The organism is Mesorhizobium sp. DxT (assembly GCF_058448885.1).
Genome location: NZ_JBZFLJ010000022.1, coordinates 1 through 18,309, shown reverse-complemented (window position 1 = coordinate 18,309; position 18,309 = coordinate 1). Strand labels below are relative to the sequence as shown.

Below are 18,309 nucleotides of genomic sequence, written 5' to 3'. Positions count from 1 at the left end.
ATCGCCGCCGTCAGGGACGTCTTGCCATGGTCAACGTGACCAATCGTGCCAATGTTCACATGCGGCTTATTACGCTCAAATTTACCTTTGGCCATGTGACTTCTCCATTTCCTGTGCGCCTGTTCAGGCTGCTAGTTCTGCTTCTCGCGTCCGGCTTCCGGTTACGCGTACTTCTTCTGGATTTCCTGGGCGACCGCGGTCGGAACCGGCTCGTAGTGGTCGAACTGCATCGTGTACTGGGCGCGGCCCTGCGACATCGAACGCAGCGTATCGACGTACTTGAACATGTTCGCGAGCGGCACCATCGCGTTGATCACCACGGCAACGCCACGTGCTTCCTGGCCCTGGATCTGGCCGCGACGGCCATTCAGATCGCCGATGACGCTGCCGACGTAATCTTCCGGCGTCACGACCTCGACCTTCATGATCGGCTCGAGGAGCTGCGCACCGGCCTTCTGGGCACCTTCACGGAAGGCAGCGCGCGAGGCGATCTCGAACGCCAGAACCGAGGAGTCGACGTCGTGGAAGGCGCCATCAACCAGCGTCGCCTTGACGCCGAGCATCGGGAAGCCCGCAACCGGACCGGAGGACAGAACACTCTGGATGCCCTTCTGGACGCCCGGGATGTATTCCTTCGGAACCGCGCCGCCGACGATCTTGGACTCGAAGACGAACTCTTCGCTCTCCGGGTTCGGCTCGAAGACCAGCTTGACGCGGGCGAACTGACCCGTACCACCGGTCTGCTTCTTGTGGGTGTAGTCCACCTCGGCGGCACGCGTGATCGTTTCACGGTATGCAACCTGCGGCGCGCCCACGTTCGCCTCGACCTTGAACTCGCGCTTCATGCGGTCGACGAGAATGTCGAGGTGAAGCTCGCCCATGCCGGCGATGATGGTCTGGCCGCTTTCCTCGTCGGTCTTGACGCGGAAGGACGGATCCTCGGCAGCCAGACGGTTGAGCGCGAGGCCCATCTTCTCCTGATCGCCCTTGGTCTTAGGCTCGATCGCGATCTGGATGACCGGGTCGGGAAATTCCATGCGCTCGAGAATGACCGGCTTCAGCGGATCGCAGAGCGTGTCGCCAGTGGTCGTGTCCTTGAGGCCGGCCAGAGCGACGATGTCGCCGGCGAATGCCTCATCGATGTCCTCACGCGAATTGGAGTGCATCTGCAGCATACGGCCGATGCGTTCCTTCTTGCCCTTGACGGTGTTCTCGAGCGAGACGCCCTTGGTGAGCTTGCCCGAATAGATGCGTGCGAAGGTCAGCGAGCCGACGAACGGGTCGTTCATGATCTTGAATGCGAGCATCGACAGCGGCTCGTCGTCGGACGACTTGCGGCTGATCTCGGCTTCGGTCTTCGGGTCGATGCCCTTGATCGACGGCACGTCGATCGGCGACGGCAGGAAGTCGACGACGGCGTCGAGCAGCGGCTGCACGCCCTTGTTCTTGAAGGCCGAGCCACAGAACATCGGGAAGAACTTGACCTCGATGGTGCCCTTGCGGATCAGCGCGCGCAGCTCGTCGTTCGACGGCATGGTGCCATCGAGGTAAGCCTCGAGCGCAGCCTCGTCCATCTCGACGGCGGCCTCGATCAGCTTCTCACGGTACTCTTCAGCGCGATCCTTGAGGTCGGCGGGAATCTCGACGATGTCCCACTCGGCGCCCAGGTTCTCGGACTTCCAGACGAGCGCGTTCATCTCGATGAGATCGACGACGCCGGCGAAGTCGTTTTCCGCACCGATCGGGAGCTGCATGACGACGGCCTGCGCACCGAGGCGCGAACCGACCATCTCGACCGAGCGGTAGAAGTCGGCGCCGATCTTGTCCATCTTGTTGCAGAAGATCATGCGCGGGACGTGATACTTGTCAGCCTGGCGCCAGACGGTTTCCGTCTGCGGCTCCACGCCGGCATTGGCGTCCAGCAGCGCGATCGCGCCGTCGAGAACGCGCAGCGAGCGCTCGACCTCAATGGTGAAGTCGACGTGGCCGGGCGTGTCGATGATGTTGAAGCGGCGCTTCTTGCCGTCGCGGCCCTGCCAGAAGGTCGTGGTCGCGGCCGACGTGATGGTGATGCCGCGCTCCTGCTCCTGCTCCATCCAGTCCATGGTCGCGGCGCCGTCGTGGACTTCGCCGATCTTGTGCGACTTGCCGGTGTAGAACAGGACGCGCTCGGTCGTCGTCGTCTTGCCGGCATCGATGTGCGCCATGATGCCGAAATTGCGATAGTCTTCGATCTTGTATTCGCGGGCCATGGTGGTGCCTCTTGTATCCCTGCTCGCCGGATTACCAGCGGTAGTGCGCAAAGGCGCGGTTGGCTTCAGCCATCTTGTGCGTGTCTTCGCGCTTCTTGACGGCGGTACCGCGGTTGTTGGCCGCGTCCAGAAGCTCGCCGGACAGGCGATCGACCATCGTCGTCTCGTTGCGCTTGCGTGCAGCCGTGATCAGCCAGCGGATCGCCAGGGCCTGACGGCGCTCGGGACGGACATCGACCGGGACCTGGTAGGTCGCACCACCAACGCGGCGCGAGCGGACCTCGACGTGCGGCGCGACATTGTCGAGCGCCTGATGGAAGACCGTGACCGGCTCCTGCTTCGTCTTGGCTTCAACCTGATCGAGCGCGCCGTAGACGATCGTCTCGGCGATCGACTTCTTGCCGTGAAGCATGACGGCGTTCATGAACTTGGTAACAACGAGATCACCGAACTTCGGGTCCGGATTGATCTCGCGCTTTTCTGCACTGTGGCGTCGGGACATATTCTTCGTCTCTCACGATCGTCGGCCAGGGCTTAAAACAAAAGCGCCGAAGCCGGGGAAACCCTTACTTCGGACGCTTTGCGCCGTACTTGGAGCGGCGCTGCTTGCGGTTCTTCACACCCTGGGTGTCGAGCACGCCACGAATGATGTGGTAGCGCACACCCGGAAGGTCTTTCACGCGGCCGCCTCGGATCATGACCACAGAGTGCTCCTGGAGGTTGTGACCCTCGCCAGGAATGTATCCGATCACCTCGAAGCCGTTAACGAGACGGATCTTCGCAACCTTGCGCAGCGCCGAGTTCGGCTTCTTCGGCGTCGTGGTGTAGACGCGCGTGCATACGCCCCGCTTCTGCGGGTTGGCCTGCATGGCCGGAACCTTATTGCGCTTCACCGGCGCTATGCGCGGCTTGCGGATCAGCTGGTTGACGGTAGGCATCAAACCTTCCTTCTATCTCAAAACCGGTGTCTCAAACCCCTCGCAGGGCCGTCTGGAGCGCCGTTTCCATACAGCAATTCGGGCAACAACCGCTTAGGGCGGTCTTGCCCGAACAAACGCAGAGGAAGCGGAAGCCGCTTCATGCAAGCCGGAAATGTAAAGTCGCTCGTAAAACGAACCCTGTTTGAGACCTACTCCAGGACGCGACGTCCCGAAAAAGAAAGCCTCACATCGGTTCAGACGAGGCGGCTTCTACCCCCAACGCCGCGGATCGTCAACCCCGCATGCCGGCAAATCGCGCGGTTTCGGCGCTTACGCGCACCAACACGCGCCGCGGGCAAGAAAATTACGCAATAACACGCCAGTCCGGCATTTCATGAGCCCTTCCGACCTGTTTCGGCCATCCGAAATGTGCGAAACAGGCGCTCGCCGTCAGTCTCGCCGCCACAGATAGGGAATCACGTCATGAATGACAACGAGCAGAAGCCGGTGACAATCATCGTCGGCCGAGTCTGGCGCAAGAAGGGCGGCGAGTCGGAGGGCGTGCATGTGATGCTGGTCGCGCCCGATGACGATTCGGCCGTGCGCATGGCGCTGGAGGCCCTGGCGCGCGAGGGCTACGCCGAAGCGGAGCTGGACCAGATCGGTGACATGCAGGATGCACCGGATGACGAGCCGCACATGTCGGCCTATCAGGGCGCGCTCGAAGGCGAAGTGTCCATCGTCACGTTCGACGAGATTTTCTGAGCGCAGCGCCAGAAAAATGACCGCCCGGCCAGGGGCCTCCGACCAGGCGGTCAATGGTATGCGATCCCGAATTTGAACCACAACCGTCTTGCCGGTCCGGCATCCGAACGTGTCGGATTACGCAACGGCCGGTTTAGTTAACGTGATTTGGGGGCGCCCACCTACTCCCATTTGGGGGAGAAATCCGCTTAGTCCATCGACAAGCTGTTAATCTCAAAGGCGAAATCGTCCGAGCATGGCGATCAACTCGCCCTGGCGGTGGGTGCCGGTCTTCTGGAAGACGACCTTTACGCGCTGCCGCACCGTGCCTTCCGATATGCCGAGCATCTCGGCAGCGTCGGCAAGCGAATGACCATTGGCCAGAACCTCGCACAGACGCACCTCGGCCGTGGACAGTCCGAAGGCGAAGCGCAGACTGGTGTCGTCAATACGGGCCTCGCCGCCCGCCAGTAATCGGACAACGACCAGCACAACCGGCCTCGGGTGCACGAGAGCCGGGAACCCACGCTCAACATGGTCCGGCGCGGCCGTGAGGCTGACGCGCAGAATTCGTTCCTCGTTTCTAATGATCGTGCTGGCGGCGGTGACCGGCAGACCGCCGATAAGCCTGGATACGTTTTCCTCCAGCCAGCGCTGGGCGCCGGCGTCGCGCAGGTGGAGCATGCCCCCTGCCCCGCTGAACACGTCTCCAGCCTGTAGCCCGGCGATCGCCTCGGCATTCACCTCACGAATTCGCCTGTCGCGCTCGACCAGCAACGCCGCACCGTCGATCCGGTCGATCACGGCGCCGAAACGCAGCCGATGCTCCACGCCATCACGCAGCAGCGCCGCAGCGCGCACGGCATCCGCGAAGGTGCCTTTCACATTGTCGAGGATCGCCGCGGCCGGCTCATCATAGTCCGCGGCGTTAGACTCACTGTAATGCCATGCGACGTGGATGATGTTGTGAGCATCGACGTCCAGCCGCAGCCCGACTGCCGCCGTCATGTTCCCCTGCGGCGCAAGCCAATCGTTGTAGAATTCGCTCTTGCGAAACGCGGAAGACGGGCTGTCCCGCTCTGAAATCCGGACTTCTCCTGATGGAGACGCAGCCCAGTAGTCGAGCCAGGGGTTCAGCGCCGCGTAGTGGGTACGATAGGTTTCGACAAACTCCTCGTCGATACCTTCCACGAAGCTGGCGTTGATAAGTCCGCGCGGCAGGTCGTAGTTCATAATTGCCGGAGCTGAGCCAGGAAGTAGCTCTTCCAGGCGCCGGCAAATTTCCACCCAGTCAGTCCGCCCCCAAGCCGCATCACGTAAACGGTCGGACAGTTCCGCGACTGCGCCCTTTACAAAGTCGTCACCCCGAATGACACGCTTCTCCCACAAGCCCCAGCAAACATTAGCAGCCTGAACATGACGCCGCTACCTAAGCTTGAATAAATCCGTGGTCTTGTTCGGAAAACTGCAGTCCGGAGACTTCTTTCGCCTGACGCCATACCGCTAAAGGGGTAGACGCCTGCACCCACTGCTTGGGACGTCGCGCAATGGCACAATGTTCGCTGCTCCTCCTGAAGAAACTTCAACGGGTGCACGCGATAGGCGCGAAAAAAGCCGCCGGCGCATGCCGGCGGCTTACCAGTTCGGTAATGTCCGGTTCGGGCGACCTATTCGGCCGCGTCTCCGGTCATGTCGGCAAGCATCGGCTCGGCCATCTCGACGCCCGAGTTCTTGCGACGCTCGTCGAGGATGAGCTCGTCGCGCGAGGTCGCAATGCGCCGGATCTGGCTCATCTGGCCACCGGTGCCCGCCGGGATGAGACGACCGACGATCACATTCTCCTTCAGACCCTGCAGCGTGTCGGTCTTGCCGGCAACCGCTGCTTCGGTCAGCACACGCGTCGTCTCCTGGAACGAAGCGGCGGAGATGAACGATGGCGTCTGCAGCGACGCCTTGGTGATGCCGAGCAGAACCGGCTGGCCTTCGGCGGGCTTCTTGCCCTCCTCGATCAGGCGGTCGTTGATCTCCTCGAGCTCGATCACGTCGACATGGTCGCCAGGGATATAGGTCGAATCCCCCTGCACGGTGATTTCCACCTTCTGCAGCATCTGGCGCACGATCACCTCGATGTGCTTGTCGTTGATCATAACGCCCTGCAGACGATAGACCTCCTGGATTTCATTGACGAGGTAGCTCGCAAGAGCCTCCACGCCCTTGATCGCCAGGATGTCGTGCGGTGCCGGGTTGCCGTCAAGGATGTAGTCGCCCTTCTCGATGGTGTCGCCTTCCTGGAGGTGGAACGGCTTGCCCTTCGGGATCAGGTATTCGACCGGCTCAACCTGCTCGTCATGCGGCTCGATCACGATGCGACGCTTGTTCTTGTAGTCGCGCCCGAACCGAACCGTACCGTCGATCTCGGCGATGATGGCGTGGTCCTTGGGACGACGCGCCTCGAAGAGCTCCGCCACGCGCGGCAGACCGCCCGTGATGTCCTTCGTCTTGGCGCTTTCCATCGGAATACGCGCAATCACGTCACCTGGCTGCACGACCGCATCCGGCTCGACCGAAAGAACGGCTTCCACCGAGAGCATGAAGCGAGCATCGCCGCCCTTGGACAGCTTCAGCACCTTGCCCTTGTCGTCAAGGATGGTGATTGCCGGCTTGAGGTCGGAACCACGCGGCGTGGAACGCCAGTCGATGACCTCACGCTTGGTGATGCCGGTCGACTCGTCGGCCGTTTCCTGAACGGAGATGCCGTCGACCAGGTCCTCGAAGGCCGCCTTGCCGCCGACCTCGGTGAGGATGGGGCGGGTATAGGGGTCCCACTCGGCGATACGCTGCCCGCGCTTCACCTTGTCGCCATCGTCCACGAAGATACGCGAACCGTAAGTCACACGGTGCACCGCGCGCTCCTTGCCCGCCTCGTCGAGGATCAGAACCGCCATGTTGCGGCCCATCACCACAAGGTGACCGTCGGAATTGCGCACGACGTTGCGGTTGCGGATCGCAACCGTGCCTTCGTAGGACGCCTCGAGGAACGAGGAGTCGACGACCTGCGCCGTACCGCCCATGTGGAAGGTACGCATCGTGAGCTGGGTACCCGGCTCACCGATCGACTGCGCCGCGATAACGCCGACGGCCTCGCCCTGGTTGACGGGCGTGCCGCGGGCCAGATCGCGTCCGTAGCAGACCGCGCAGACGCCGGTACGAACCTCACACGTCAGCGCCGAACGGATACGCAGCGTCTGGATGCCGGCCTTCTCGATCGCGTCGACGTCACGCTCGTCGATGAGCGTTCCAGCCTTGACGATCAGGTCGCCGGACACCGGATGCATCACGTCGTCGAGCGCCGTGCGGCCCAGAACGCGGGAGCCCAGCGAAGCCACGACCTGACCGGCATCGACGATCGGCTGCATGGTGAGGCCCTTGTCGGTGCCGCAGTCGGTCGCGTTGACGATGCAGTCCTGCGCCACGTCGACGAGACGACGGGTCAGGTAACCCGAGTTCGCCGTCTTGAGCGCGGTGTCGGCCAGGCCCTTACGTGCGCCGTGGGTCGAGTTGAAGTACTCGAGAACGGTCAGGCCTTCCTTGAAGTTCGAGATGATCGGCGTCTCGATGATTTCGCCCGAAGGCTTGGCCATCAGGCCGCGCATCCCGGCAAGCTGACGCATCTGGGTGGGCGAACCACGCGCACCGGAATGCGACATCATGTAGATCGAGTTCATCGGCTTCTGACGGCCGTCATCGTTGAACTCGACCGCCTTGATGCGGCCCATCATCTCGTCGGCGACCTTCTCCGAGCACTTGGCCCAGGCGTCGACCACCTTGTTGTACTTCTCGCCCTGTGTGATCAGGCCATCGTTGTACTGCTGCTCGTATTCCTTGGCGAGCGCCTCGGTATCGGCAACCAGCTTCTCCTTGGCGTCCGGGATCAGCATATCGTCCTTGCCGAACGAGATGCCGGCGCGGCAGGCATGGCCGAAGCCGAGCGCCATGATGCGGTCGCAGAAGATCACCGTCTCCTTCTGACCGCAGTGACGATAGACCGTGTCGATCATCTTGGAGATGTTCTTCTTGGTCATCTCCTGGTTGGCGGTCTCGAACGGCACATTGTGGTTCTTCGGCAGAAGCTCGCCGATGATCATGCGGCCGGGCGTCGTGTCGTAGATCTTGGAGACCGGCTTGCCTTCGGCATCGACGGTCTTGAAACGGCCCTTGATCTTGGTGTGCAGGGTGACGGCCTTGGTCTCCAGCGCATGGTGCAGCTCGCCCATGTCGGCGAACGCCATGCCCTCTCCCGGCTCGTTCTGATTGACGATCGAGAGATAGTAGAGACCGAGAACCATGTCCTGCGACGGCACGATGATCGGTGCGCCCGAAGCCGGGTGCAGGATGTTGTTGGTCGACATCATCAGCACGCGTGCTTCAAGCTGCGCTTCGAGCGACAGCGGCACGTGAACGGCCATCTGATCGCCGTCGAAGTCGGCGTTGAAGGCCGTGCAGACCAGCGGGTGAAGCTGGATCGCCTTACCCTCGATCAGAGTGGGCTCGAACGCCTGGATGCCGAGACGGTGCAGCGTCGGCGCCCGGTTCAGCAGAACCGGATGCTCGCGGATGACCTCGTCCAGGATGTCCCAGACTTCCGGCTTCTCCTTCTCGACCAGCTTCTTGGCCTGCTTGACGGTGGAGGAGTAACCCTTGGCGTCGAGACGGGCGTAGATGAAGGGCTTGAAGAGTTCGAGAGCCATCTTCTTCGGCAGGCCGCACTGGTGCAGCTTGAGCTCCGGACCGGTCACGATGACCGAACGGCCGGAATAGTCGACGCGCTTGCCGAGCAGGTTCTGGCGGAACCGGCCCTGCTTGCCCTTGAGCATGTCAGACAGCGACTTCAGCGGACGCTTGTTGGCGCCGGTGATGACGCGGCCGCGACGACCGTTGTCGAACAGGGCGTCGACCGCTTCCTGAAGCATGCGCTTCTCGTTGCGGATGATGATGCCCGGCGCGCGCAGCTCGATCAGCCGCTTCAGACGGTTGTTACGGTTGATGACGCGGCGGTACAGATCGTTCAGGTCCGACGTCGCGAAGCGGCCGCCGTCCAGCGGCACCAGCGGACGCAGGTCCGGCGGGATGACCGGGATGATCTTCATGATCATCCACTCCGGACGGTTGCCGGACTCCATGAAGTTCTCGACGACCTTGAGGCGCTTGAGAAGCTTCTTCTGCTTCAGCTCCGACGTGGTCGAGGCGAGTTCCGAACGCAGGTCGCCCGCGATCTTCTCCAGCTCCATGCCGGAAAGAAGCTCGTGGATCGCCTCGGCGCCGATCATGGCCGTGAAGGAATCCTCGCCGTACTCGTCGACGGCGATCATGTATTCCTCTTCCGAGAGAAGCTGGTGCTCCTTGAGCGCAGTCAGGCCCGGCTCGGTCACGATGTAGTTCTCGAAATAGAGAACCCGCTCGATGTCCTTGAGCGTCATGTCGAGCAGCGTGCCGATGCGCGAGGGCAGCGACTTGAGGAACCAGATGTGCGCGACAGGCGCGGCCAGCTCGATGTGGCCCATGCGCTCACGGCGCACGCGCGACAGCGTGACCTCGACGCCGCACTTCTCGCAGATGACGCCCTTGTACTTCATGCGCTTGTACTTGCCGCACAGGCACTCGTAGTCCTTGATGGGACCGAAGATGCGCGCGCAGAACAGGCCGTCACGCTCGGGCTTGAACGTACGGTAGTTGATCGTCTCCGGCTTCTTGATCTCGCCGAAGGACCAGGACTGGATCTTCTCAGGGCTCGCAAGCGAAATCCGGATTGAATCGAAAGTCTGCGCCGGCGCCTGAGGATTGAAGAGATTCATGACCTCTTGGTTCATGCCGTTCTCCTTGTCGGGGTCGAAACCCCTCATCTTGATCGTGGCGACTTGATGGGCCGCATCGCCGCCGTAATTATCTAGGGCGCACCGCGGGAGCCCTGCCCCCGCGGTGCTTGCAGCCGTTACTCGGCCGCGTCGGGCAGACGCGTCGGAGCGTCCTCGACGACAGAGTTTTCCAGCTCGACATTGAGGCCCAGCGAACGCATCTCCTTGACGAGAACGTTGAAGCTCTCGGGAATACCGGCCTCGAAGGTGTCGTCGCCACGCACGATCGCTTCGTACACCTTGGTGCGGCCGGCCACGTCGTCCGACTTCACCGTCAGCATCTCCTGCAGCGTGTAGGCGGCGCCGTATGCCTCGAGCGCCCAGACCTCCATCTCGCCGAAGCGCTGGCCGCCGAACTGCGCCTTGCCACCCAGCGGCTGCTGGGTCACGAGCGAGTACGGGCCGATCGAACGGGCGTGGATCTTGTCGTCGACCAGGTGGTGCAGCTTGAGCATGTAGATATAGCCCATGGTCACCTTGCGGTCGAACGGCTCGCCCGTGCGTCCGTCGTACAGCGTCGACTGGCCGCTCGAATGCAGGCCCGCCTGTTCCAGCATCTCGTTGATGTCGGCCTCGTGCGCACCGTCGAAGACCGGGGTCGCGATGGAGACGCCGCGCTTCATCTGATCGCCGAGGCGAACGATGGACTCGTCGTCGTAGTCGCGGACCGGCTCGTTGCGGTCGTTGGCCGGGATCACGCTCTCGATGGTCTGGCGAAGCGGCTTGATGTCGCCGTTCTCCTTATAGGCCTCGATGAGTTCGCCGATCTTCCTGCCCATGCCGGCGCAGGCCCAGCCAAGATGCGTCTCCAGGATCTGGCCGACATTCATACGCGACGGCACGCCCAGCGGGTTGAGCACGATGTCGGCATGCGTGCCGTCTTCGAGGAACGGCATGTCCTCGACCGGAACGATGCGCGAAACCACGCCCTTGTTGCCGTGACGGCCAGCCATCTTATCGCCGGGCTGCATCTTGCGCTTCACCGCGACGAAGACCTTGACCATCTTCATCACGCCGGGGGGCATCTCGTCGCCGCGCTGCACCTTCTCGACCTTGTCCATGAAGCGCTGCTCGAGCGCCTTCTTGGACTCGTCGTACTGTGCACGAAGCGCTTCGAGCTCGCCCTGGATCTTCTCGTCCTCGACGGCGAACTGCCACCACTGCGAACGCGGGTAGTCGGTCAGCGCGTCACGGGTGAGCGCGTCGCCCTTCTTGAAGCCCTTCGGCCCGGCGATCGCCTGCTTGCCGGTCAGCATGTCGGCAAGGCGCGAGTAGACGTTGCGATCGAGGATCGCCTGCTCGTCGTCGCGGTCCTTGGCCAGACGCTCGATCTCCTCGCGCTCGATCGCCATGGCGCGCTCGTCCTTCTCCACGCCGTGGCGGTTGAAGACGCGCACCTCGACGACGGTGCCGAACGTGCCGGGCGGCATCCGCATGGAGGTGTCACGAACATCCGAGGCCTTCTCACCGAAGATCGCTCGCAGGAGCTTCTCTTCCGGCGTCATCGGGCTTTCGCCCTTCGGCGTGATCTTGCCGACCAGGATGTCTCCCGGCTGCACTTCCGCGCCGATATAGGTGATGCCGGCCTCGTCGAGGTTCTTCAGCGCCTCTTCCGAAACGTTCGGAATGTCGCGCGTGATCTCCTCCGGCCCGAGCTTGGTGTCGCGCGCCATGACCTCGAACTCCTCGATATGGATCGAGGTGAAGACGTCGTCGGCGACGATGCGCTCGGAGAGCAGGATGGAGTCCTCGTAGTTGTAGCCGTTCCACGGCATGAACGCGACGAGCACGTTGCGGCCAAGCGCCAGATCGCCCAGATCGGTCGACGGGCCGTCGGCGATGATGTCGCCCTTGTTGACCCGGTCGCCCATCCGCACGAGCGGACGCTGGTTGATGCAGGTGTTCTGGTTCGAACGCTGGAACTTCATCAGCCGGTAGATGTCGACGCCCGACTTGCCGGGATCGAGATCCTCCGTCGCGCGGATGACGATACGCGTCGCGTCCACCTGATCGACGATGCCGCCACGGCGTGCGCCGATGGCCGCGCCCGAGTCACGAGCGACGATCGGCTCCATGCCGGTGCCGACGAACGGCGCCTCGGCGCGAACCAGCGGCACGGCCTGACGCTGCATGTTCGAGCCCATGAGCGCGCGGTTGGCGTCGTCGTTTTCGAGGAACGGGATCAGCGCCGCGGCGACCGAAACCATCTGCTTCGGCGACACGTCCATCAGGTCGACGTTCTCGCGCGGGGTCATCATGACCTCGCCGGCGTGACGGCAGATCACGAACTCCTCGGTGAAGCCGCCTTCGGCGTCGAGCTCGGCGTTCGCCTGCGCGACGTAGTGCTTGGCCTCTTCCATCGCCGACAGATAGACCACCTCACTGGTGATCCGGCCATCGACGATCTTGCGGTACGGGCTCTCGATGAACCCGTACTTGTTGACCCGCGCGAAGGTGGCGAGCGAGTTGATGAGACCGATATTCGGGCCTTCCGGCGTCTCGATCGGGCAGATGCGGCCGTAGTGCGTGACGTGAACGTCGCGGACTTCGAAGCCGGCGCGCTCGCGGGTCAGACCGCCGGGTCCAAGCGCCGAGAGGCGACGCTTGTGGGTGATCTCCGAAAGCGGGTTGGTCTGATCCATGAACTGCGAGAGCTGCGAGGAACCGAAAAACTCGCGCACGGCGGCAGCCGCCGGCTTGGCGTTGATCAGGTCCTGCGGCATCACGGTGTCGATCTCGATCGACGACATGCGCTCCTTGATGGCGCGCTCCATGCGCAGCAGGCCGACGCGATACTGGTTCTCCATCAGCTCGCCGACCGAACGCACGCGGCGGTTGCCGAGATTGTCGATGTCGTCGATCTCGCCCTTGCCGTCGCGCAGCTCGACCAGCGTCTTGACCACGGCAAGGATGTCCTCCTTGCGCAGCACGCGCACGGTATCCTCGGCGTCGAGCTCCAGACGCATGTTCATCTTGACGCGGCCGACGGCCGAAAGGTCGTAGCGCTCCGGGTCGAAGAACAGCGAGTTGAACATCGCCTCGGCGGTCTCGAGCGTCGGTGGCTCGCCCGGACGCATCACGCGATAGATGTCGAACAGGGCGTCCTGGCGGCTCTCGTTCTTGTCGACGGCCAGCGTGTTGCGGATGTAGCCGCCCACGTTGACATGGTCGATGTCGAGAATCTGGATCTCTTCCTGGCCGGCCTCGAGCAGAACCTTGAGGGTCTTCTCGTCGATCTCGTCGCCAGCTTCGAGATAGATCTCGCCGGTGGCGTGGTTGACGATGTCCTCGGCAAGGTAGGCGCCGTACAGATCGTCCTCGGTCGCCTTGATGGCCTTGAGGCCCTTCTCGGCGAGCTGCTTGGCCTGGCGCGCGGTGATCTTGCGGCCGGCCTCGACCACCACTTCGCCGGTGTCGGCGTCGACGAGGTCGTTCACGGCCTTGAGGCCACGGAAGCGATCGGCGTTGTACGGAATCCGCCAATGGTCCTTGGCGCGGATGTAGGTGAGCTTGTCGTAGAAGGTCGACAGGATTTCCTCACCATCCATGCCCAGCGCCATGAGCAGGCTGGTCGCCGGGATCTTGCGGCGGCGGTCGATGCGGGCGTGCACGACGTCCTTGGAATCGAACTCGATGTCGAGCCAGGAGCCGCGATACGGGATCACGCGGGCGGCAAAGAGCAGCTTGCCCGACGAGTGCGACTTGCCCTTGTCATGATCGAAGAAGACGCCCGGCGAACGGTGCATCTGGGAGACGATGACGCGCTCGGTGCCGTTGATGATGAAGGTGCCGTTGGACGTCATGAGCGGCATGTCGCCCATGTAGACGTCCTGCTCCTTGATGTCCTTGATCGACTTGGCGCCGGTATCCTCGTCCACATCGAACACGATCAGGCGCAGCGTCACCTTGAGCGGCGCTGCGAAGGTCAGGTCGCGCTGGCGGCACTCGTCCACGTCGAACTTCGGCAGCTCGAACTCGTACTTGACGAATTCAAGCATGGAGGCGCCCGAAAAGTCGGAAATCGGGAACACCGACTTGAACACCGCCTGCAGCCCCTCATCGGGACGGCCGCCCTTCGGCTCGTCAACCATGAGAAACTGATCATAGGATGCCTTCTGAACCTCGATGAGGTTGGGCATCTCCGCAACTTCCGGAATCTTTCCGAAGAACTTGCGTACGCGCCTGCGACCATTGAACGTGTGGGTCTGGGCCATCGTCGCTCCTTGCTGCCTTCTTGGCTTCGTGTTGGCTTAGCGCCAAACTTACCGACCGCCACCGATAAGCGGTCCATCAAAAACGGGTAAAAACCCGTTTCCTGAAGGCCGCGGCCGGCCCACAGGAAAGAGGTTTTCGTATGCGCCCCGTGAGGGACCGGCAGGCGGGACTATCGCCCCGCCTGCCGAACCGCAAACGGTCTTACTTAAGCTCGACCTTGGCGCCAGCACCTTCGAGCTGAGCCTTGATCTTCTCGGCTTCGTCCTTGGAGACGCCTTCCTTGACAGGCTTCGGCGCACCCTCGACGAGGTCCTTGGCTTCCTTGAGGCCCAGGCCGGTGATGGCGCGGACTTCCTTGATGACGTTGATCTTCTGAGCGCCGGCGTCGGCGAGAACGACGTCGAACTCGGTCTTCTCTTCCGCAGCCTCGGCAGCAGCGCCACCAGCAGCACCGCCAGCGGCAGCAACAGCCACCGGAGCAGCGGCGGAAACGCCCCACTTCTCTTCGAGCATCTTCGAGAGCTCGGCCGCCTCGAGGACGGTCAGGCTCGACAGGTCTTCAACGATCTTGGCGAGATCAGCCATTTTTCAGTTTCCTTTAAAGTTCAAACACGTGTTGTGATGGTTGTTGAGGAACGGCCTCACGCCGCCTCGTCCTTCCGGGCATAGGCGCCAAACACGCGGGCGAGATTGCCCGCCGGTGCATTGACGACCGCGGCGATCCTGGTTGCCGGCGTCTGAATCATGCCGACGATCTTGGCCCTGAGCTCGTCCAGCGACGGCATGGTGGCGAGAGCCTTCACACCGTCGGCGTCGAGTGCAGTCGAGCCCATCGCGCCACCGAGAATGACAAGCTTGTCATTCGCCTTGGCGAAATCGGCTGCGACCTTGGGAGCCGCGACCGGATCATCCGCGTAGGCGATCAGGGTCTGTCCTTTGAACAGATCCTTCATGCCTTCGGATTCCGTGCCCTGAAGAGCGATGATGGCGAGGCGGTTCTTCGCGACTTTGACGGTCCCGCCCGCAGCGCGCATTTTCGAGCGAAGCTCGTTCATGTTCGCGACGGTGAGGCCGGCATAGTGCGCCACGACGACAGAACCGGTGTTCGAGAACACCCCGTTCAGGCCCGTGACGAATTCGCGCTTTTCCGCTCTATCCACTGCCTATCTCCAGTTGACAACCGCCGTTTCCGGACGGTCATCGGTTGCCTTTTGCCGCGCGGAGCGCTTCCTTTGCAGGGACCGCCCGAGCGACGCTCGAGGATCCTGTCCCCCTTCGCCACGCCTTCGGATACCCTCGGGCGCGCAGACAAAAGGCCAACACGGTTAGAACTTTCATCGGGACGCAAGTCCCTTTGTCCGCTCTTACCCGTCTCATGCAGGCTCATTCGAATTAAGGTCGAGACGAACCCAACCGCCTGCAATCTCGGACAGGATAACCGGAAACGGTTTCCCGCTTCCGGCACCCGAACCCCGCAAGCGGGGTCCGGAATTCTTCAATGCGGCGACACAAATGTCGCCGCCCAGCCAACTCAGGCGACCGTGACGGTCGCAGGGTCCAGCTTGAGGCCCGGACCCATCGTCGAGGTGATCGCCACCTTCTTGACGTAGTTACCCTTGGCGCCGGTCGGCTTGGCCTTGATGACCGCGTCGGCAAACGCCTTGACGTTCTCCTCGAGCGCCTTGGCGTCGAAGGAGACCTTGCCGACGCCGGCATGCACGATGCCAGCCTTCTCGACGCGGAACTCGACAGCGCCGCCCTTGGAGGCCTTCACGGCCGCAGCAACGTCGGCGGTGACGGTGCCAACCTTCGGGTTCGGCATCATGCCGCGCGGGCCGAGCACCTTACCCAGACGGCCGACGAGCGGCATCATGTCGGGGGTGGCGATGCAGCGGTCGAAGTTGATCTCGCCCTTCTGCACGGTCTCGACCAGCTCTTCCGCGCCGACGATGTCGGCACCGGCGGCCTTCGCCTCGTCAGCCTTGTCGCCACGGGCGAACACGGCGACGCGCACCGTACGGCCGGTGCCGTTCGGCAGGTTGACGACACCACGAACCATCTGGTCGGCGTGACGCGGATCGACGCCGAGGTTCATCGCGACTTCGATGGTCTCGTCGAACTTGGCCGTGGCGCGATCCTTCAGCATCTTGATGGCCTCGGCCAACTCGTACTGCTTGTTGGGGTCGATGCCTTCACGCGCCTTGGCAATGCGCTTTGCAATCTTAGCCATCGGTTCAGCCCACCACTTCCAGGCCCATCGAACGGGCGGAGCCTTCAACCATGCGCATGGCGGCATCCACGTCGTTCGCGTTCAGGTCCTTCATCTTCGCTTCGGCGATCTCGCGTACCTTGTCGCGAGCGATCGTGCCGGCCGTCACCTTGCCCGGCTCCTTGGAGCCCGACTTCAGGTTGGCCGCCTTCTTGAGGAAGTACGTCACCGGGGGCGTCTTCATCGCGAAGGTGAACGACTTGTCCTGATAATAGGTGATGACGACGGGGATGGGTGAGCCCTTCTCCATCTCCTGCGAAGCCGCGTTGAACGCCTTGCAGAATTCCATGATGTTGATGCCACGCTGACCAAGCGCAGGACCGATCGGGGGCGACGGCGTCGCCGAGCCCGCGGGAACCTGAAGCTTGAGCTGGCCTGCAATCTTCTTAGCCATTGCTCGTCTGCCTTTTCATCATGCCGGAAACCTCCGGCGGTTGCAGTCGGTGGTGCGGAGACGTTGCGGCCGGCTAAAGCCACCTCCTCCTTCCACCAGTTCCGCATGAGCGATCGAAATCGCCCCGCGCCCCCACCGGCATATGGCCGGACGGGGTTTTCCGGTCAGCCCTTTTCGACCTGACCAAATTCCAGATCGACAGGCACGGCGCGCCCGAAGATCGACACCTCGACCTTGAGCCGCGAACGCTCCTCGTCGACTTCCTGAACGAAGCCGTTGAACGAGGCGAACGGACCGTCGGCGACACGCACCGATTCGCCGATCTCGAAGGTGACCGACGGCTTCGGCCGCTCTACGCCTTCCTGCACCTGGTGCAGGATGTGCTCAGCTTCCTTTTCGGAGATCGGCACCGGCTTGGCCGTGCGCGGATCCTCCCCCAGGAAACCGGTGACGCGCGGGGTGTTCTTGACAAGGCTGATAACCTGATCGGTCAGGTTCGCCTTCATCAGCACGTAGCCGGGAAAGAACTTGCGCTCGGCATCGACCTTCTTGCCGCGGCGAACCTCGACCACCTTCTCGGTCGGCACCACGATCTGCTCGATCTGATCGCTCAGGCCCTTCTGCTTGGCCTTGTTCTCGATATCCTCGGCGACCTTCTTCTCGAAATTCGAATAAGCGTGGACGATGTACCACCGCGCTGCCATGTTCTGAACTCTCCGTAGTCGCCGGTGTTAGCGCCCAATGCCCAGGATCAGCTCAACCGCGAAGGCGATGATCTGATCGGAGGCAAAGAAAAAGATCGCAGCCAGACACGCAAATCCCATAACCATGACCGTGGAGATCATCGTCTCCCGCCGCGAGGGCCACGTGACCTTGGCGGTCTCGGTGCGCACCTGCTGCAGAAACACAAAGGGATTGGTGGTCTTGGACGCCATCTGCCGCTCTTTTATCGTTGCCCCTTGTCATCCGGGGCATGAAATCTGATCTCGCCGGAACGAGGCAACCGGGGTTGCCCGCCCGCAGCCACGCACGAATCACCAAGCTTCAAGACATATCTTCGGCCATGCAATTCAGGCGCGTTGAGCCGAATCCCAGCTCCACGCGCCTCGCGTCTGTCGGCTCGATATAGAACCGATTGCCCGCGCTTGCAAGTGGGATGTTTCTGCCTGATGCCGGAAAGCGCCTGAGCGCTGGCAGGGGCAGCAGGGCTCGAACCTGCGACCTGCGGTTTTGGAGACCGCCGCTCTACCAACTGAGCTATACCCCTAAATCCGGATGCAGTGCATGCCGGGCAGGCGCTTCCTAAGGGCTTCGGTGACGGCTGTAAAGAGATTTCGCACGGCTTCGACAGGCCATATGCGATCAATGTCACTTCACGCCGCGAACAAGACCACTCGCCCGGAATCGCGCAACGCCAGCACAACGAAAAAGGGCGGCCGAAGCCGCCCTTCCCCTTCGGCTCCAGAGAGCCTTATTCCGTGATGGCGGCGACGATGCCGGCGCCGACGGTGCGGCCGCCTTCGCGGATGGCGAAGCGCAGCTTCTCTTCCATCGCGATCGGCACGATCAGCGTCACGTCGACCGTCACGTTGTCGCCAGGCAT

At 62.5% G+C, this 18,309-nt stretch carries 15 protein-coding genes and 1 tRNA gene; 1 reads left to right on the top strand and 15 read right to left on the bottom strand.

Annotated features, from left to right (window positions below; genetic code table 11):
* The 4 genes from ACVJNE_RS24020 to rpsL form a co-directional block, all read right to left on the bottom strand.
* The coding region (locus tag ACVJNE_RS24020) for a GTP-binding protein (protein WP_131922527.1) at nt 1-95 on the bottom strand (95 nt) is incomplete at its 3' end.
* 66 nt (nt 96-161) lie between these two features.
* A complete protein-coding gene (gene fusA, locus ACVJNE_RS24015) occupies nt 162-2,252 on the bottom strand; it encodes an elongation factor G (protein ID WP_421929808.1) in 2,091 nt (696 codons plus the stop codon).
* Between the two features lie 31 nt (nt 2,253-2,283).
* Nucleotides 2,284-2,754, bottom strand: coding sequence for a 30S ribosomal protein S7 (gene rpsG, locus ACVJNE_RS24010; RefSeq protein ID WP_173190972.1), 471 nt, complete (start codon nt 2,752-2,754; stop codon nt 2,284-2,286).
* A gap of 64 nt (nt 2,755-2,818) precedes the next feature.
* Nucleotides 2,819-3,190, bottom strand: coding sequence for a 30S ribosomal protein S12 (gene rpsL, locus ACVJNE_RS24005; protein WP_024585419.1), 372 nt, complete (start codon nt 3,188-3,190; stop codon nt 2,819-2,821).
* Between the two features lie 465 nt (nt 3,191-3,655).
* Here rpsL and ACVJNE_RS24000 point away from each other — a divergent pair, with 465 nt between their 5' ends.
* Nucleotides 3,656-3,937 carry a transcriptional regulator gene (locus ACVJNE_RS24000; protein ID WP_173190965.1) on the top strand — a complete coding sequence of 94 codons (282 nt, stop codon included), beginning with the start codon at nt 3,656-3,658 and terminating at the stop codon, nt 3,935-3,937.
* Between the two features lie 213 nt (nt 3,938-4,150).
* On the opposite strand, the gene ACVJNE_RS23995 is transcribed toward ACVJNE_RS24000, so the two are convergent.
* From ACVJNE_RS23995 to ACVJNE_RS23945, 11 genes are all read right to left on the bottom strand, one after another.
* A complete protein-coding gene (locus tag ACVJNE_RS23995) occupies nt 4,151-5,305 on the bottom strand; it encodes a helix-turn-helix transcriptional regulator (protein WP_499569242.1) in 1,155 nt (384 codons plus the stop codon).
* Between the two features lie 278 nt (nt 5,306-5,583).
* Nucleotides 5,584-9,783, bottom strand: coding sequence for a DNA-directed RNA polymerase subunit beta' (gene rpoC / locus ACVJNE_RS23990; RefSeq protein WP_499569241.1), 4,200 nt, complete (start codon nt 9,781-9,783; stop codon nt 5,584-5,586).
* Nucleotides 9,784-9,905: 122 nt separating this feature from the next.
* Nucleotides 9,906-14,042 (bottom strand): DNA-directed RNA polymerase subunit beta, encoded by a 4,137-nt coding sequence (gene rpoB, locus ACVJNE_RS23985; protein WP_499569240.1) that lies wholly within the window; start codon nt 14,040-14,042, stop codon nt 9,906-9,908.
* A gap of 202 nt (nt 14,043-14,244) precedes the next feature.
* Entirely contained in the window at nt 14,245-14,628 is a 384-nt protein-coding gene (gene rplL / locus ACVJNE_RS23980) for a 50S ribosomal protein L7/L12 (protein ID WP_173190959.1), read from the bottom strand.
* A 56-nt stretch (nt 14,629-14,684) separates the two neighbouring features.
* Nucleotides 14,685-15,203, bottom strand: coding sequence for a 50S ribosomal protein L10 (gene rplJ / locus ACVJNE_RS23975; RefSeq protein WP_173190957.1), 519 nt, complete (start codon nt 15,201-15,203; stop codon nt 14,685-14,687).
* 371 nt (nt 15,204-15,574) lie between these two features.
* Nucleotides 15,575-16,273: a 50S ribosomal protein L1 gene (rplA, locus tag ACVJNE_RS23970; RefSeq protein WP_173190955.1), complete on the bottom strand. Its 699-nt coding sequence runs from the start codon at nt 16,271-16,273 to the stop codon at nt 15,575-15,577.
* A gap of 4 nt (nt 16,274-16,277) precedes the next feature.
* On the bottom strand, nt 16,278-16,706 hold the full coding sequence (gene rplK / locus ACVJNE_RS23965; protein WP_173190953.1) for a 50S ribosomal protein L11: 429 nt from the start codon (nt 16,704-16,706) through the stop codon (nt 16,278-16,280).
* 164 nt (nt 16,707-16,870) lie between these two features.
* Nucleotides 16,871-17,410: a transcription termination/antitermination protein NusG gene (gene nusG, locus ACVJNE_RS23960; RefSeq protein WP_368805320.1), complete on the bottom strand. Its 540-nt coding sequence runs from the start codon at nt 17,408-17,410 to the stop codon at nt 16,871-16,873.
* A 27-nt stretch (nt 17,411-17,437) separates the two neighbouring features.
* Nucleotides 17,438-17,641: a preprotein translocase subunit SecE gene (gene secE / locus ACVJNE_RS23955; protein WP_173190951.1), complete on the bottom strand. Its 204-nt coding sequence runs from the start codon at nt 17,639-17,641 to the stop codon at nt 17,438-17,440.
* A 256-nt stretch (nt 17,642-17,897) separates the two neighbouring features.
* A tRNA-Trp gene (locus ACVJNE_RS23950) sits at nt 17,898-17,973 on the bottom strand.
* A 204-nt stretch (nt 17,974-18,177) separates the two neighbouring features.
* The coding region (locus ACVJNE_RS23945; RefSeq protein ID WP_499565968.1) for an EF-Tu C-terminal domain-related protein at nt 18,178-18,309 on the bottom strand (132 nt) is incomplete at its 5' end.